The organism is Streptomyces tritici, from assembly GCF_048500665.1.
Taxonomy (GTDB): domain Bacteria; phylum Actinomycetota; class Actinomycetes; order Streptomycetales; family Streptomycetaceae; genus Streptomyces; species Streptomyces tritici.
Window position 1 is genome coordinate 5413573 of the sequence record NZ_CP183183.1, and the last position, 14550, is coordinate 5428122.

At 74.8% G+C, this 14550-nt stretch carries 14 protein-coding genes; 13 read left to right on the forward strand and 1 reads right to left on the reverse strand.

Features of this window, described 5'->3' with window-relative positions:
- Window positions 1–114: 114 nt before the first annotated feature.
- From ACNJ93_RS25005 to ACNJ93_RS25065, 13 genes are all read left to right on the forward strand, one after another.
- On the forward strand, window positions 115–1692 hold the full coding sequence (locus tag ACNJ93_RS25005; RefSeq protein ID WP_418959677.1) for a phage tail sheath family protein: 1578 nt from the start codon (window positions 115–117) through the stop codon (window positions 1690–1692).
- Between the two features lie 21 nt (window positions 1693–1713).
- Window positions 1714–2157, forward strand: coding sequence for a phage tail protein (locus tag ACNJ93_RS25010; protein WP_318102405.1), 444 nt, complete (start codon window positions 1714–1716; stop codon window positions 2155–2157).
- A 7-nt stretch (window positions 2158–2164) separates the two neighbouring features.
- On the forward strand, window positions 2165–2623 hold the full coding sequence (locus ACNJ93_RS25015; RefSeq protein ID WP_418959678.1) for a hypothetical protein: 459 nt from the start codon (window positions 2165–2167) through the stop codon (window positions 2621–2623).
- The gene (locus ACNJ93_RS25020; protein WP_418959679.1) at window positions 2620–2778 is read left to right on the forward strand and encodes a DUF6760 family protein; all 159 of its coding nucleotides are present in this window, start codon (window positions 2620–2622) and stop codon (window positions 2776–2778) included. Before ACNJ93_RS25015 ends, ACNJ93_RS25020 begins: the two co-directional genes overlap by 4 nt.
- A gap of 1650 nt (window positions 2779–4428) precedes the next feature.
- Window positions 4429–5337: a hypothetical protein gene (locus tag ACNJ93_RS25025; protein ID WP_418959680.1), complete on the forward strand. Its 909-nt coding sequence runs from the start codon at window positions 4429–4431 to the stop codon at window positions 5335–5337.
- Window positions 5338–5371: 34 nt separating this feature from the next.
- Window positions 5372–5806: a phage tail protein gene (locus ACNJ93_RS25030; protein ID WP_418959681.1), complete on the forward strand. Its 435-nt coding sequence runs from the start codon at window positions 5372–5374 to the stop codon at window positions 5804–5806.
- A 13-nt stretch (window positions 5807–5819) separates the two neighbouring features.
- A complete protein-coding gene (locus ACNJ93_RS25035; RefSeq protein WP_418959682.1) occupies window positions 5820–6596 on the forward strand; it encodes a LysM peptidoglycan-binding domain-containing protein in 777 nt (258 codons plus the stop codon).
- Between the two features lie 5 nt (window positions 6597–6601).
- On the forward strand, window positions 6602–8455 hold the full coding sequence (locus ACNJ93_RS25040) for a VgrG-related protein (RefSeq protein WP_418959683.1): 1854 nt from the start codon (window positions 6602–6604) through the stop codon (window positions 8453–8455).
- A gap of 111 nt (window positions 8456–8566) precedes the next feature.
- Window positions 8567–8848 (forward strand): PAAR domain-containing protein, encoded by a 282-nt coding sequence (locus tag ACNJ93_RS25045; RefSeq protein ID WP_418959684.1) that lies wholly within the window; start codon window positions 8567–8569, stop codon window positions 8846–8848.
- A gap of 5 nt (window positions 8849–8853) precedes the next feature.
- Window positions 8854–9294, forward strand: a complete 441-nt coding sequence (locus ACNJ93_RS25050; protein WP_418959685.1) for a GPW/gp25 family protein — start codon at window positions 8854–8856, stop codon at window positions 9292–9294.
- Window positions 9291–11237, forward strand: a complete 1947-nt coding sequence (locus ACNJ93_RS25055) for a putative baseplate assembly protein (RefSeq protein ID WP_418959686.1) — start codon at window positions 9291–9293, stop codon at window positions 11235–11237. The genes ACNJ93_RS25050 and ACNJ93_RS25055 overlap by 4 nt, the downstream gene beginning before the upstream one ends.
- A 19-nt stretch (window positions 11238–11256) precedes the next feature.
- Entirely contained in the window at window positions 11257–11772 is a 516-nt protein-coding gene (locus ACNJ93_RS25060; RefSeq protein ID WP_418959687.1) for a phage tail protein, read from the forward strand.
- Between the two features lie 151 nt (window positions 11773–11923).
- On the forward strand, window positions 11924–13465 hold the full coding sequence (locus ACNJ93_RS25065; protein WP_418959688.1) for a BTAD domain-containing putative transcriptional regulator: 1542 nt from the start codon (window positions 11924–11926) through the stop codon (window positions 13463–13465).
- 12 nt (window positions 13466–13477) lie between these two features.
- Here the strand turns inward: ACNJ93_RS25065 and ACNJ93_RS25070 are convergent, their stop codons facing one another.
- On the reverse strand, window positions 13478–14323 hold the full coding sequence (locus tag ACNJ93_RS25070; protein WP_418959689.1) for an NADase-type glycan-binding domain-containing protein: 846 nt from the start codon (window positions 14321–14323) through the stop codon (window positions 13478–13480).
- Window positions 14324–14550: the final 227 nt, after the last annotated feature.

A 14550-nucleotide genomic window follows, 5' to 3' on the forward strand; every position in this document is an offset into this window, starting at 1 on the left:
GGTGCCCGAAGGGGCAGGGTGGGGTTCCCCCGGGGGCGTACGGGAGGTCATGACCTTGAAGGGGGGTACGGCGCAGGCTGGGCGCGACCGTTACGTCCCAGGGGAGGGGCCAGGATGCCGTCGTACCTGTCACCAGGCGTCTACGTCGAAGAGGTCGAGGCCGGCTCGCGACCGATCGAGGGCGTCGGGACCGCCGTGGCCGCCTTCGTGGGACTGGCCGCGCAGGGGCCCTGCGACACGCCCACCCTGGTGGCGAACTGGAGCCAGTTCACCTCCACGTTCGGCGACTTCACGGAGGGCTCGTACCTCGCCCACGCCGTCTACGCCTACTTCCTCAACGGCGGCGGCACCTGCTACGTCGTCCGCGTCGGCGGCGACGGAGCCGCTCCCGCCCAGGAGCCGCGCGCCGGAGCCTCGAAGCGGGGCAAGACCGGGGCGCTGCCCGCCGGGCCCCGGAGCGCGCTCGGCGGGTTCCAGGTCGCCGCCCTGGAGGGGACCGGCGACGGGGTCGCCGTCGAGGTCGCGGACGCCTCGGGGGAGTCCCCGGGCGAGGACGCCTTCACGCTGAACGTGAGGCGCGGCGACCGCGTCGAGGAGACCTGGCAGGTCTCCGCCAAGCGGAGCCAGCGCAACTACGTCGTGACGGTCGTCCGGGACAAGTCACGGCTGATCACCGTGGAGGACGGCGGACCCGCCCAGGCCCTGGGCCGGCCCGACAACCAGACCGTGGCCCTCGCCCCGGCGCCGGCCCCCGCCGCCGTGCCCGCCCTTCCCGCCTCCCTCAGCCCCTCCGACTACGTCGGCAGCGCCGACGAACGCACCGGCTTCGGCGGTCTGGAGACCGTCGACGAGATCACCATGCTGGCCGTGCCGGACCTCATGAGCGCGTACCAGCAGGGCGCGCTCGACGCCGAGGGCGTCAAGGCCGTCCAGCTGGCGATGATCGCCCACTGCGAGCTGATGGGGAACCGCGTCGCCATCATCGACCCGCTGCCCGACCTCTCCCCGCAGCGGGTCAAGGAATGGCGGATGACGGGCGCCGGCTACGACTCCAAGTACGCGGCCCTGTACTACCCCTGGGTCAAGGTCGCCGACCCCAGCGCCCCCCACCAGATGAAGTTCGTCCCGCCCAGCGGCGCGCTGGCGGGCGTGTGGGCCAGGAACGACGAGAGCCGGGGCGTGCACAAGGCGCCCGCGAACGAGGTCGTGCGCGGGGCGGTGGACCTGGCGGTCCATCTGACCAAGGGCGAGCAGGACCTGCTCAACCCGATCGGCGTGAACTGCATCCGCAGCTTCCCCGGGCGCGGCATCCGCGTGTGGGGCGCGCGGACCCTGTCGTCCGACCCGGCCTGGCGCTACCTCAACGTCCGCCGGCTCTTCAACTACATCGAGGAGTCGATCCTGATCGGCACCCAGTGGGTCGTCTTCGAACCGAACGACGACGCGCTGTGGGCACGGATCCGGCGGACCATCTCGGCCTTCCTCGTCAACGAGTGGCGCAAGGGCGCGCTCTTCGGGCTGACGCCCGACGAGGCCTTCTACGTGAAGTGCGACCGCGAGACGAACCCGGCCGAGGGCATCGACGCCGGACAGGTGGTCTGCGAGATCGGCATCGCGCCGGTGAAGCCCGCCGAGTTCGTGATCTTCCGGCTGGCCCAGTTCTCGGGCGGCACCAGCCTCGTCAACGAGTAGAGCAGGTAGGGGGCATACCTCATGGCACTTCCCGACATGGACACCTCGGTCGGTCACTCCTTCGGGCTGGAGATCGACGGGGTCGTCATCAAGCAGATCAACGAGGTGACGGGCCTGAAGATGGAGCAGGACGTCATCGAACTGAAGCAGAACACGGCCGACGGCAAGTACGTCATCAAGAAGCTTCCGGGCCGCGCCAAGGCCGGTGAGGTCACGCTGACCCGCGGCCTGACCGCCGACAACAGCTTCGAGAAATGGATCAAGGACGCCCGGTTCGGGAAGATGGCCACCGCGCGCAAGGGCGGCGCGATCATCGTCTTCGACTACGAGGGCGTGGCCATCAAGCGGTACACGCTGGTCAACGCCTGGCCCAAGAGCCTGGAGATCAGCTCGCTGAAGGCCGGGGACACCAGCGTGCTGACGGAGAAGCTCGTCATCACGTACGAGCAGATGGATGTGGCGTGAGGCCCTGATGCGTCGCCAGATCTCACCGGGCGCGGCGGACACCGTCGAACCGCCCGAGCCGGCCGCCCCCGCCGGCGCGCCGGCGGCCGTGGAGCGGATGCGGACCGAGTTCACCTTCGAGCTGCCGCGCGGGTACGTGGACGGCGCCGGGCAGGTGCACCGCACGGGCGTCATGCGGCTCGCCACCGCCCGCGACGAGCTCGTACCCCTGCGGGACGACCGGGTGCGGGAGAACCCGGCGTACCTGTCGGTGGTGCTGCTGGGACGGGTGGTGGAGCGGATCGGCTCGGTGACGGACGTCCACGCGGGCGTCATCGAGGACCTGTTCGCCTCCGACCTCGCCTTCCTCCAGGACTTCTACCGGCGGATCAACGCCGAGGGACACACGCGGGCCCAGGTGACCTGCCCCTCCTGCGCCACCGGCTTCGCGGTCGACCTGGCAGGTGGGCGCCTGGGGGAATCGTGACGTACGCGACCGACGCCCTGTACGACGAAGTCGCGTACATCGCCTACCACTTCCACTGGGACCTGGACGCGATCCTGGACCTGGAGCACCCGGACCGGCGCCGGTACGTCGAGCAGATCGCCCGCCTGAACCGGGCGGCCGGCGGAGGGCGGTGAGAGGTGGGACTCTGGGGGTGGCTCAAGGGCCGGTTCGCGCCGGTCGGTGCGGGTGCGGACGCGGCTGCGCCCGCGGACGCGGGGGCGGCGGAGCGCGTACGGGACGCGGAGCCGGGGTGGCGCGAACTGCCGGTCCAGCGGCTGACGTTCGGCGCACCCGCGCTGGTCACGGACCCCGAGGGCTTCGCGGCGGGGCTGGCCGGCTGGCAGAACCCGTCGCTGACGCGGTCGCTGGGGCACGCGGTGACGGCGGAGGCGCCGTCGGGCGTGGTGCACGGGGTCGCGGACGCGCCCGCCGCGGGCGCGGTGCTGCAGCGGTGGGCGGTGCCGGGCTCGGGATCGGTGGCGCGGGAGGCGGCCGCGGGGCCTGTGGCGCGTACGGTGCCTGCGGGGCCTTCCGGGCCTGCGATGCCTGTGGCGCCTGTGGCCGCTGCGGTGCCGGTGCGGGGGGCGGAGGCTTCGGCCGAGTCCGCGCCCATGGCCGAGGCGCTGCCGGCGGAGGTTCCTGGCCCGGTTTCGGAACCTGAACCGGTGCAACGGACGGAGGACTCGGTGGCGTACGGGGCTCCGCCGGTCGCCGCGGCTCAGGAGCGCGAGGCTTCCGCCGTGGCGCGGGCTCCTGAGCGCGGGGCTTCCGTCGTGGCGCCGCCGCTGTCAGTACGGCCGCAGCCACCCGTGCCGGTGCTGACGGTGGCCCGCTCGGTGGAGATGCCGGTGCGGAGACTGCCGTCCGCGCCCTTGCCGTCCGCCCCTGCTCAGGTTCCTGTGCGTGGCTCTGTCTCCGTTCCTGATCCTGTTCCCGGTCCTGCGCCGGAGCCGGTGCCGGAGGCCGTCCCGGTCCAGCGGGCGGCGGAGCCGGACGCGGAGCCCCAGGTGCGGCCGCTCGTCGGGGGCTGGCCGATCGGCGAGCCTGTGCAGCGGGAGGCCCGGGGAGCGTCCGAGGCCGCTCCCGAACCCCAGGAACCAGCCCGCGCAGCGGAGTTGCCGGTAACGAAAACGCCGCCCTTTGCGGTGCGGAGGGCCGACAGGCCGGCGGACGAGTCCGCCCCCGCACCGCAACCGGAGCCGGAGGCCCCGCTGGGGGGCGAGCGCCCGATCGCAACGGTCCAACGGGCGGCTGAGGCACGCGATTCCGAGCCGCCCTCCGTACCGCTCGCACCGCCGGAGCTGCCGCAGCCGCAGGCTCGGCCGCTCGCGTCCGTGCAGCGCGCGGCGGACCCCGATGCCGTCCCCGACTCTGTTCCTGTTCCCTCGCCCGAGCCGGTCCTGCGGCCGCCGGAGGCCGCACCCGAGGCGGAGGACATCCGGCCGTTGCTGGGCGAGCGGCCCCTTCTGGAACCGGCGAGCGGGGACGAAGGCCCGTCGGACCCCGGTCCGGCCACGGACCCCCCTGCGCACGTCGCGGCACCACTGCCGCCCGAACCCGTGTCCCCGCCCGCGGCCGTGCAACGCGCCACCCGCAGACCGGGTTTGGGAGCGCCCCTCCCGGCCGTTCCCGTGCAGCGTGAGACACCGGGAAGTCCTCCTCCCTCCCTCCCGACGCCTCCACGGGCCGGGCGCGTCGGCGAGCCGTTCGCCGAGCCACCCGTACCCGCGGCAGCCCCGCCCGCGCCACCGCAGGAAGCCCGCGCGACGCCTCCCTCGGCTGCTGTGGCTCCCGCCCCTCCCGCCGTCTCGCGGGCCGCAGATCCGCAGCCGGTCGTCCGCGCCCTCCCTCTGCAGCGCACCACCGCCCTGGCCCCCGAGCCCGGCCCCGAGCCCGTCGTCGGGCTCGTCGGGGAACGCGGCCTGGAGCTGCGTACCGCGCCCGCCCCCGAGGCCCCGGAAACCACCCCGTACCCCGGCTCCCCGAGCGCCCCGGACCCCGTCGGGCCCCCGGTCGTACCGGTGTCCTGGACGCCCGCACCCAGCCCGTCCGCACCCACCCCGTCCACGCCCGCCCCGTCCACGCCCGCCCGCCCGACGCCCACCCCGTCGGCGTCCACCCTCCCGACGGTCACCCCGGCCTCGTCCCTCTCCTCCCCGGCCACGGCGTTCGCTCCGCCGTCCCTTGCGCCTGCCCCCGTACCCCTGCAGCGCACCGGCGCTCCGGCAGAAGTCCCCCTGCTGCCCGGCCTCGCCGCCCTACCGCGGCCGTACGCCCCCGACCGTCGGCCCGCCGAGCCGGTCCAGCGGCTGCTGACAGCCCCCGCCCCGGTTCCGCAGCCGTCGGCCCCGTACGCACCGCTCTCGGGGCTCTTCGCCCCGCCCCTCCAGCGGGCCACCCGGCCCCTGCCCGCCGCCGGTCCCTCGCCCGTCCTCCAGCGCGAACCCGCCCCGGAGCCCCTGCCCGAGCCCAGCCCCACCCCCGCCCCCGCTCCCGCCCCCGAGCCCCCACCCCCGGCCGCGCCCACCAAAGCCCAAGCCGCCACCGCCCAGCCACCACCCCCGCCCACGCCCCCCAAGGAGTCCACCGACGAGCTCGTCCGGCGGCTGATCGGCCCGCTCAGCCGGCTCCTCCGCGCCGAACTCCGGCTCGACCGCGAACGCGCGGGCGTGCGCCTCGACCCCCGCCACTGAGCAGACCCGGCAGAAGGAAGCAGAAGGAATCCGCATGGCACAGGACCAGGACCCCGCCGTCAGCGTGTGCTTCATGGTGGAGATCGACAACATCAGCCTCGGGGCGTTCAACAGCTGCGAGGGCCTCGGCTGCGAAGTCGTCATGGAGCAGCGCGAGGAGGGCGGCAACAACGGCTACGTCTGGCAGCTGCCCACCCGCATCAAGTACTCGAACATCAAGCTCAGCCGCCCCGTCACCAAGGACACGGAGAAGGTCACCGGCTGGCTCGCCGGGATGATCTCCGGCGTCGCCCGCAAGACCGCGCACATCAGCGCCATGACGGTCGACGGCACGGTCGTCGCGCGCTGGAGCCTGATGGACGTCGTGCCGGTGCGCTGGACGGGGCCGCAGCTGAACCCCGAGACCGTCAAGGTCGCCACCGAGACGCTGGAGATCGCCCACCACGGCTTCATCGACGCCGGACGCTAGGAGGCGGCCCCCCATGACCGGTCAGCCCGTCGCCTTCATCGCCTCCGCCCCGCCGCCGGGCCCCGCCAAGGACCCGAACGGCAACGGCGGCGGCTCCCGCCCCAAACTCGAGCGCGCCTACCTCGAACTGCGCCAGCCGCCCGCCGACGGCGGGACGACGACGCCGGGACCGCGCATGGGGAAGATCGACTTCCAGTTCAACCCCAAGGAGCTGACGCTCGCCAAGACCGCCAAGTGGGAGCGGAAGACCGCCAAGGGCGCGAAGAAGGCCGGCCCCGCCGAGTTCAAGGGCGCCGGACCCTCCAAACTCACCCTGGAGATGTTCTTCGATGCGACCGGCGTGCAGGACGACCGGGTCGTGAAGTCCGTCGAGGAGCTGCTCTCCTGCTGCGTGCCCACCGACCAGACCCATCAGAAGCAGCAGGGCGTGCCCCCGTGGGTGATCTTCCACTGGGGCGGGCTCACCGGCTTCGTCGGGTACGTCAGTCAGGTCCAGGCGAAGTACACCCTGTTCACCCCCGGCGGCCTGCCCATCCGCGCCACCTGCCAGGTCACCCTGGAGGAGATCAGCGGGCCCGTGCCCGGCCAGAACCCCACCTCGGGTGCGCTCGCCGCCCGCCGGGTCCACCGGGTGGTCACCGGGGACACCCTCGCGCTGCTGGCCTGGCGTGAGTACGGGGACCCGGCCGCCTGGCGGGACATCGCGCGGGCCAACGGCATCGACGACCCGATGCGGCTGACCCCGGGGACGGAACTGCTGCTGCCCGCAGCCGAGGAACGGGGAGCCTGACGCGCATGGCCGGTGAGAGCTTCGCCAACACCCTCGCCGTCGAGGTGGACGGGCAGCCGCTGCCCGCGCCCGTCGCCGAACTGATCGTGTCCGCCTACGTCGACGACAGCACCCAGCTGCCCGATCTCTTCGTCGTCCGCTTCCGTGATCCCCACCATCAGGTCCTGCAGAAGACGGGCATCACGATCGGCACGCCGATGAAGCTGTTCGCCCGCGCGGGCGACGACCCGCAGCGCGCCCTGCTGGTGTCCGGCGAGGTCACCGCCGTCGAGATCGACCTCGACGCCACGGGCACCTTCACCGTCGTCCGGGGACTGGACCACGCCCACCGCTTCTTCCGCGGGCGCAGGGTCGCCGGCTACCGGCAGATGACCGCCTCCGACATCGCCGTGCAGGTGGCCAAGCGGGCCGGGCTGCCGATCGGTTCGGTCGACTCCACCACCACCGTCCACGAGCATCTGGCCCAGCCCGGGATCACGGACTGGGAGTTCCTGCACCGGCTCGCGGACCTCGCCGGTGCCGAAGTGGCCGTCGTCGACGGCAAGTTCGTGTTCCGTACTCCGGCCGAGGCCCACACCGCCCCGTCGACCTCCACCCGGCCGCAGGCCAGCCCGTACGTGCTCGAGTTCGGCCGGAACCTGCTGCGCTGCCATGCCGCCGTGACGGCCGCCGACCAGGTCCAGCAGGTCGAGGTGCGCGGCTGGGACGTCCAGGCCAAGGCGGCCGTCGTGGGCCGGGCCCCCGCCGGCCGCAGCGACCGGCTGCAGCTGGGGCTGACCCCGGGGCAGGCCGCCGACGCGTTCGGCCCGGCGGTCTTCCTGGCCACGGACACCCCGTACGGCACCCAGGCCGAGGCCGACCAGGCGGCGAAGGCGCTCGCCGCGGACCTCGCCGCCTCCTTCGCCGAGCTCGACGCGGTCGCGATGGGCATCCCCCAGCTGCGCGCCGGGACGGCGGTCACCCTCGCCAACGTCGGGGCGCCCTTCGAGGGCAAGTACACGGTCTCCGCGAGCCGGCACGTGTTCGACCCCGACACCGGCTACCAGACGTGGATCACCGTCGGGGGCCGCTCCGACCGCTCCCTGTACGGTCTCGCCTCGCGCGGGGGCGGCGGGCTCGCGCAGGACCGGATCGGCGGGCTCGTCAGCGCGACGGTGACCGACACCCGCGACCCCGAGGGGCGGGGGCGGGTGAAGCTGACGTTCCCCTGGCTCGACGGGGAGTACGTCAGCGACTGGGCCAGGACCGCCGAGGCGGGCGGCAAGGGCGGCGGGGGCGTCTTCGGCCCCGAGGTCGGCGACGAGGTGCTGGTCGGCTTCGAACAGGGCCGGGTGGACCACCCGTACGTCCTCGGCGGGCTCTACAACGGCCAGGACAAGCCCTCCGCACACGAAGCCCCGCTCGTCGACTCCACCAGCGGAGCCACCAACCGGCGCTCCCTGGTGTCCCGTTCCGGCAACCGGCTGGAACTGCTCGACGCGGCGAACGGGCCCAAGGGCGTGCGCCTGGCCACCGGCGACGGGAAGCTCACCCTGCACCTCGACCAGAAGGCCACGTCCGTCACCGTGCACAGCGACGGCAAGGTCGAGATCACCGCCAGGGAGAGCGTCACCGTCAAGGCCGACTCCGGCATCACCCTCGACGCGGGCACCGGAAAGCTCGAACTGTCCGGCCAGTCCGTCCAGGTGACGGCGCAGACCGGGGTCGAGGTCGACGGCGGCGCGGGGGCGCTGAAGTTCCAGACCAACGGCCAGGTGAACGTCAAGGGCACGACGGTCGGGGTCGACGGACAGGCCAGCACCGAGATCAAGGGCGGCGCGAGCTGCTCGATCAGCGCCGCCCTCGTCCGCATCAACTAGCACCACTGGCACTACTGGCACTACTGGCACTACTCGCACCACCTGCACTACTGGCACCTCCAGCACCCACGGGCGCCACAGCCGCCGGAACGACCAGAGGAGACACGACAGATGCCGCCTGCCGCACGCGTCGGTGACCCGACCGGGCACCCGGGAGTGATCGGGCCGCCCGGGGTGCCCACCGTGCTCATCGCGGGGCTGCCCGCGGCCGTCGTCTCGACCCCGCACCTCTGCTCCTTCCCGCCGCCGGCCGTGCACCCGCCGTCCGTGATCGCCCCGCCCGGCTGTCCCACCGTCCTCATCGGCGGTCTCCCGGCGGCCCGCATGGGCGACCTGGCCGCCTGCGGGGCGCCGATCGTCATGGGCGCGGTCACCGTCCTGATCGGAGGCTGAACGCCGTGGGAGAGCAGTTCATCGGCTCCGGCTGGGCCTTTCCGGTACGGACCGACGCGACCGGCTCCGTGGCGCTGGTCGGCGGCGACCGGGAGATCGAGGAGAGCGTCCGGCTGATCCTCGGCACCGCGCCCGGGGAGCGCCCCATGCGCCCGGAGTTCGGCTGCGCGATCCACGACCACGTCTTCGCGCCGGCCGACGCGGCGACCGCCGCCCACCTCGCGTACGAGGTGCGGCTGTCGCTGGAGCGCTGGGAACCGCGGATCGAGGTGGCCGACGTCGCGGTCACCTTCGACGCGCAGGACGAGGGCACCCTCTACATCGACATCCGCTACACGACGCGGGGCACCAACGACCCCCGGAACCTGGTCTTTCCCTTCTACGTGATTCCCGCGCACGACGGCCCGTCGACGCCCGGGAGCGGCGGGGAGGCGGGGGACCGGTGACGCTGCCCGAGCCCAATCTCGACGACCGGCGCTTCCAGGACCTCGTCGACGAGGCCAAGCGGATGATCCAGCAGCGCTGCCCCGAGTGGAGCGACCACAACGTCTCCGACCCGGGCGTCACGCTCATCGAGGCGTTCGCGCACATGACCGACCAGCTGATCTACCGGCTGAACCGGGTCCCGGACAAGAACCACCTGGCGTTCCTCGACCTGATCGGGCTCACCCTGTACCCGCCCGCCGCCGCCCGCACCGACGTCACCTTCTGGCTCTCCGCGCCGCAGGCCCAGACGGTGCGGGTGCGCGAGGGGACCGAGGTCGCCACGCACCGCACGGAGACCGAGGAGGCCGTGGTCTTCTCCACCGTCAGGGAACTGGCCGTCGTGCCCGTGGAACTGGCCGTGCTCGCCGCCGTGGCCGGGGAGCCGGGCGCCGTCGCGGCCGACCGGGGCGCGGAACTCTCCGCGGGCCGCGGGGTGCCCTGCTTCTCCGCCGTGCCGCGCCCCGGCGACGCCCTGCTCTTCGGCCTCTCGCAGGCCGCGCCCTCCTGCGTGGTCGCGCTGCGCCTGGACTTCCCGGTCGCCGGACACGGCATCGACCCCGAACACCCGCCGCTGGCCTGGGAGGCGTGGACCGCCGAGGGCTGGACCCGCTGTGAGGTCGACCGCGACGGCACGGGCGGATTCAACCGGCCCGGCGACGTGCTGATCCAGCTGCCCGCCGGACACCTGGCCTCCGTGGAGGCCCGGCAGCGGGCCGGCTGGCTGCGGTGCGTCGTGCAGGCCCCGGCCGAGGGTCAGCGCACGTACTCCGCGACCCCCGAGCTGCTGACCGCCGAGGCGTTCACGGTCGGCGGCACCGCCCCCGCCGTCCACGCCGAGCGGGTGGACGGGGAACTCCTCGGCGTGTCCGAAGGACTGCCCGCCCAGACGTTCGCGCTGGACCGCGCCCCAGTGGTCGCGGGAGGCCCCCCGTTCGTCGTGGAGACCGCGGATCCCGAGGGCGGGTGGACGCCGTGGACCGAGGTCGAGCACTTCGGGGAGTCCGGCCCCCTGGACCGGCACGTCCGGCTCGACCGCAGCACCGGTGAGGTGAGCTTCGGCCCCGCGGTCCGGGAGGCCGACGGCACGCTGCGCCGGTACGGGGCGGTCCCCGCCCGGGGCGTTCCGGTGCGGGTCCGCTCGTACCTCGCGGGCGGCGGCCGGCGCGGCAACGTGGCGCGCCGCGCGCTCGCGGTCCTGCGCAGCTCGATCCCGTACGTCGCCCGGGTGGAGAACCGGCGGGCGGCCGGCGGCGGCGTCGACGGCGAGGACGTGGCGAACGCCCGCCTGCGCGGCGCGCTGGCGCTGCGCACCCGGGACCGGGCGGTGACCGCCGAGGACTACGAGTACCTGACCCGGCAGGCGGCCCCGGAGGTCGCCCGTGTGCGGTGCGTGGACGCCGGCGCGGGCGGGGTGCGGGTGCTGCTGGTGCCGGCCGCCGAGGACGACGGCGAAGGACGCCTGGAGTTCGGGCGGATGGCCTGCCCGCCGGAGCTGCTGGCCGCCGTGGCGGCGCACCTGGACGCGCGGCGCGTGCTGGGCGCCCGGCTCGTCGTCGAACCGCCGTACTACCAGGGCGTGACGGTGGTCGCGGTGCTCCAGGCGGCGGCCGGCGTCCCGGTCGCCCGGGTGCAGCGGACCGCGCTGGCCGCCCTGTACCGGCATCTGAACCCGCTCACGGGCGGGCCGGGCGGGGACGGCTGGCCGTTCGGACGGGCCGTGCACAGCGGCGAGGTGTACGCGGTGCTGCAGCAGGTCCCGGGCGTGGAGGCGGTGGAGAGCGTGCGGCTCTTCCCCGCGGACCTCGAGACCCGGCGCCGGGGCGAACCCGTGGAACGGATCGTCCTGGACGCGGGCGCGCTGGTGTTCAGCTACGACCACCAGGTACGGGTGGACGCGCGATGAGCGGCGAGGAGGCGGGACGGTGAGCGAACGCCGGATCGTGCCCGGGCTGCGCCCCCGGCATCCGCTGGGACTCCAGCTGCCGGGCGTGTACGCGGAGGACGACTTCGTCCAGCGGTTCACGGAGGGGCTGGACGAGGTGCTGGCGCCCGTGCCGGCCGTCCTCGACAGCCTGCCCGCCTACTTCGATCCGCGGCTGAGCCCCGACGACGTCCTGACGCTGCTCGCGGCCTGGGTGGGCGCGGAGGGCGAGGTGCGCGGCGCGGTGCGGGCGCACGCCGCCCGGGGCACCGCGCGGGGCCTGGCGGAGCAGATCCGGCAGGTCTTCGGGATCGGTGCGGAGATCGAGGAGAGCGGCGGCACGGTGTGGTCGGCGACCCCGCGGGCCCCGCTGCCGGGCGCGCCCCGGCCGTATCTGACGGTGCGTCTGCGGGGCGCGGACGCGGCGGAGGTGGACGTGGCCGCGGTGGCGGAGTTCGTGGCCCGCAACCGGCCGGTGCACCTGCCGTTCACCGTCGAGGTGACCCCGGGGGCCTGACGCTCGTTCACGGTGTCGGCACAATCGTGCCCCCTTTCTGCACCGAGGGCGCACAGCTCTTGCACCGTACGGTTCGGGTGGAGTATTGAGTTACTGCTCAAATGCGGAGAGTGAGAATCGATTCTTGGCTTCCGTCGGGGGAAGAGGCCTCATGCGCGGTACGGTGCGCGAGCGGCTGGTGCCGTTGCTCGCCCGGGGGACGGCACCCCTGACGCTGGTCGTCGCTCCTGCCGGATACGGCAAGACCACCCAACTCGCCTACGCCGCCGAGGCGTTCTCCGGGAGGGTGCTGCACTGGCGGCCGTCCCGGGACACCCTCGGAGCGCATTCGCTGCTGGCTCGGCTCGGGCGGCAGCTCGACCTGGCCGGACAGGTGTCCGTGGAGTCCGTCCTGCTGGCCGTCGAGCGGTGCCCCGACCCGGTGCTGCTGCTCGTGGACGGCGTCCACCACGTGCACGGCGGCCCGGCCGAGGCCGTCCTGGAGGAACTGGCCCTGCTGGCCCCGCCGAACCTGCGGCTCGTCCTGGCGGGCCGCCGGATGCCCGCGCTGAACCTCACCCGGCTGGAGCTGGCCGAGACGGCGGTGCTGAACGCCCGTCAGCTGCGTCTGAACCGCGGCGAGATGGCCGCCCTGCTCGCCGACGCCCCCGGGGCCGCCCAGGGGCTGGCCGAACTCACCCAGGGCTGGCCGGCCGTGCTCAAGCTCAGCGCGCCCGCGGTCCTGGCCGGCCGCGACCCGCTGGACTCGGCCGCCCTGCGCACCTTCCTGGACCGGGAGGTCCTGGGCATGCTGCCGCCCCGGCTCGTGGACCTCCTCGAGCGCGCCCCGGACGGGCCCGCCGGAGCCGAACCGCCGGAGTGCGCCGAGGAGTACGGCCTGGAGCCCGGCGTGCCGCTGCTGCGGGCACACCTGGCCCGGCGCTGCGCGCCGCCCGCCCGGCCCGCCGGAGTCCCGGACCACGCCCGCGCGGACCGGGACGCGCCGCTGTCTCTGCGCTGCTTCGGCCGGTACGAGGCCGCGCTCGCCGGCCGGCCGCTGGACTTCAGCCGCACCCGGCCGCGCGTCCGGGCGCTGGCCCGGCTGCTGTCCGTCCACGCGGGCCGGCCCGTGCACCGGGAGGAGCTGATGGCCGCGCTGTGGCCGGAGAGCCCCGCCCGCACGGCCGGGCGCGGACTGCAGGTCGCCGTGTCGGCCCTGCGGACCGTCCTGGAGCCGGGCCCCGACCGGGGCCGGTCCCAGCTGCTGGTGCGGTCGGGCGAGGCGTACATGCTGGTGCTCGACCCGGGGAGCAGCTGTGACGTGCGGGCCTTCGAGGCGGCCGTCGGAGAGGGCTTACGGGCGGCCGCGCACGGGGACGCGGAGCGCGCGGCGGGGCCGCTGGGGCGGGCGCTGCGGCTCTACACCGGGGAGCTGTTGCCGGAGGACGGCCCGGCGGAGTGGGTGGTGCCGGTCCGCGACCGGTACCGCAATCAGGCCGTGCGGGCCGCGCACACGCTGGCCGAGGTGGAGCTCGGCCGGGACCGCGCGGAGGCGGCGGTGGCGGCCGCCACGCACGCGCTGTCCCTGGACCCCTTCCAGGACGCCGTGTGGCGGCTGCTGATCGCCGCCCACCGGCAGGCCGGCGACCCCGTGGCGGCCCGCCGGGCGGAGCGCCGCCACGCGCAGATGCTGGACGCCCTGGGCGTTTTGTAGGAGCGCCGCGGCTCAGCGCCGCTTGAAGAACTCGACCTCGGCGACGGCGAGATGCCGGTCGGGCCGCTCCCCGTACGCGCCGTGGACCGCGAGGCGGACGCGGACGGCGTCGCTGACGGGCAGGTGGAAGCGCTGCGGACCCGGTACGTCGGCCAGCCGCAGGGTCCGGACGGTCGTCCGGCCGTCGGCCGCGGTCACGGTCACCACGAGGCCGCCGGGCCGCGCCTGCGTGAGGAACTTCTCGGCGACCGGCGAGGCGCCCGGGTGGACCACCACGTCGAGCAGGCGCATCGGCGCGGCGAACGTCGCCTCCAGGTACTCGCCCTCGGCGGCTCCGGGCCGCGCGGGCGCCCAGTACTTGTCCGTGGTCCCGTCCACGGCGAGGGCGGCCGGGTGCTGTCCGCGCGCGCTCGACGCCGTCACCTTCGTCGCGTGCACCTGCTCGGTCTTCGAGGTCCGGTCCCGTACGGCCTCCACCGCGCGGCCCGCCTCGCCGCGGAAGGCGTACCCGGCCGCGCCGAGGGCCACGAGAAGGAGCAGCGGCAGGACGAACCGGGGCCGCTGCCACTGCCGGCGCGACGGCCGTTCCCCGGCGAGGGGCGTGCGCCGGGGGCGGCGCGCGAACAGCCGCCGCCACCACGGCGGCCGGGGCACGACGGGGGCGTCCGCGAGGGAGGCCCCGCAGCGCCGGCAGTAGCGCCGGGTCGGCACGTTCCCGCTGCCGCACTGGCCGCAGACGAGGTCCCCGGCCCGGAGCGGCTCCTCGACGGCCTCCCGGTCCCGCACCGGAGCCGGCGCCGGCCGCCCCGGTTCCTCGACGCGCGGCTGCACGGCCCGCAGCGGCGGGGCGGCGGGCATCGGGGGGACGGCGGGTGCCGGCGGGCCGGCGTGAGCCGACGAGGCGCCCGGCGCCGACGGGGCGTCACGCGTCGGCGGGTCGTCACGTCTGGGCGGGGCGTCCGGCGCCGGCGGGGCGTCCGGGCGGCTCTCGGGTCCGGCGGGTGCCCTCCCCGGCGCGGCGGCGTCCGGCTCCGCCGGGACGGCGGCGGCCCGGTCGTCCGACCGCGTCCACTCCAGGAAGGCCC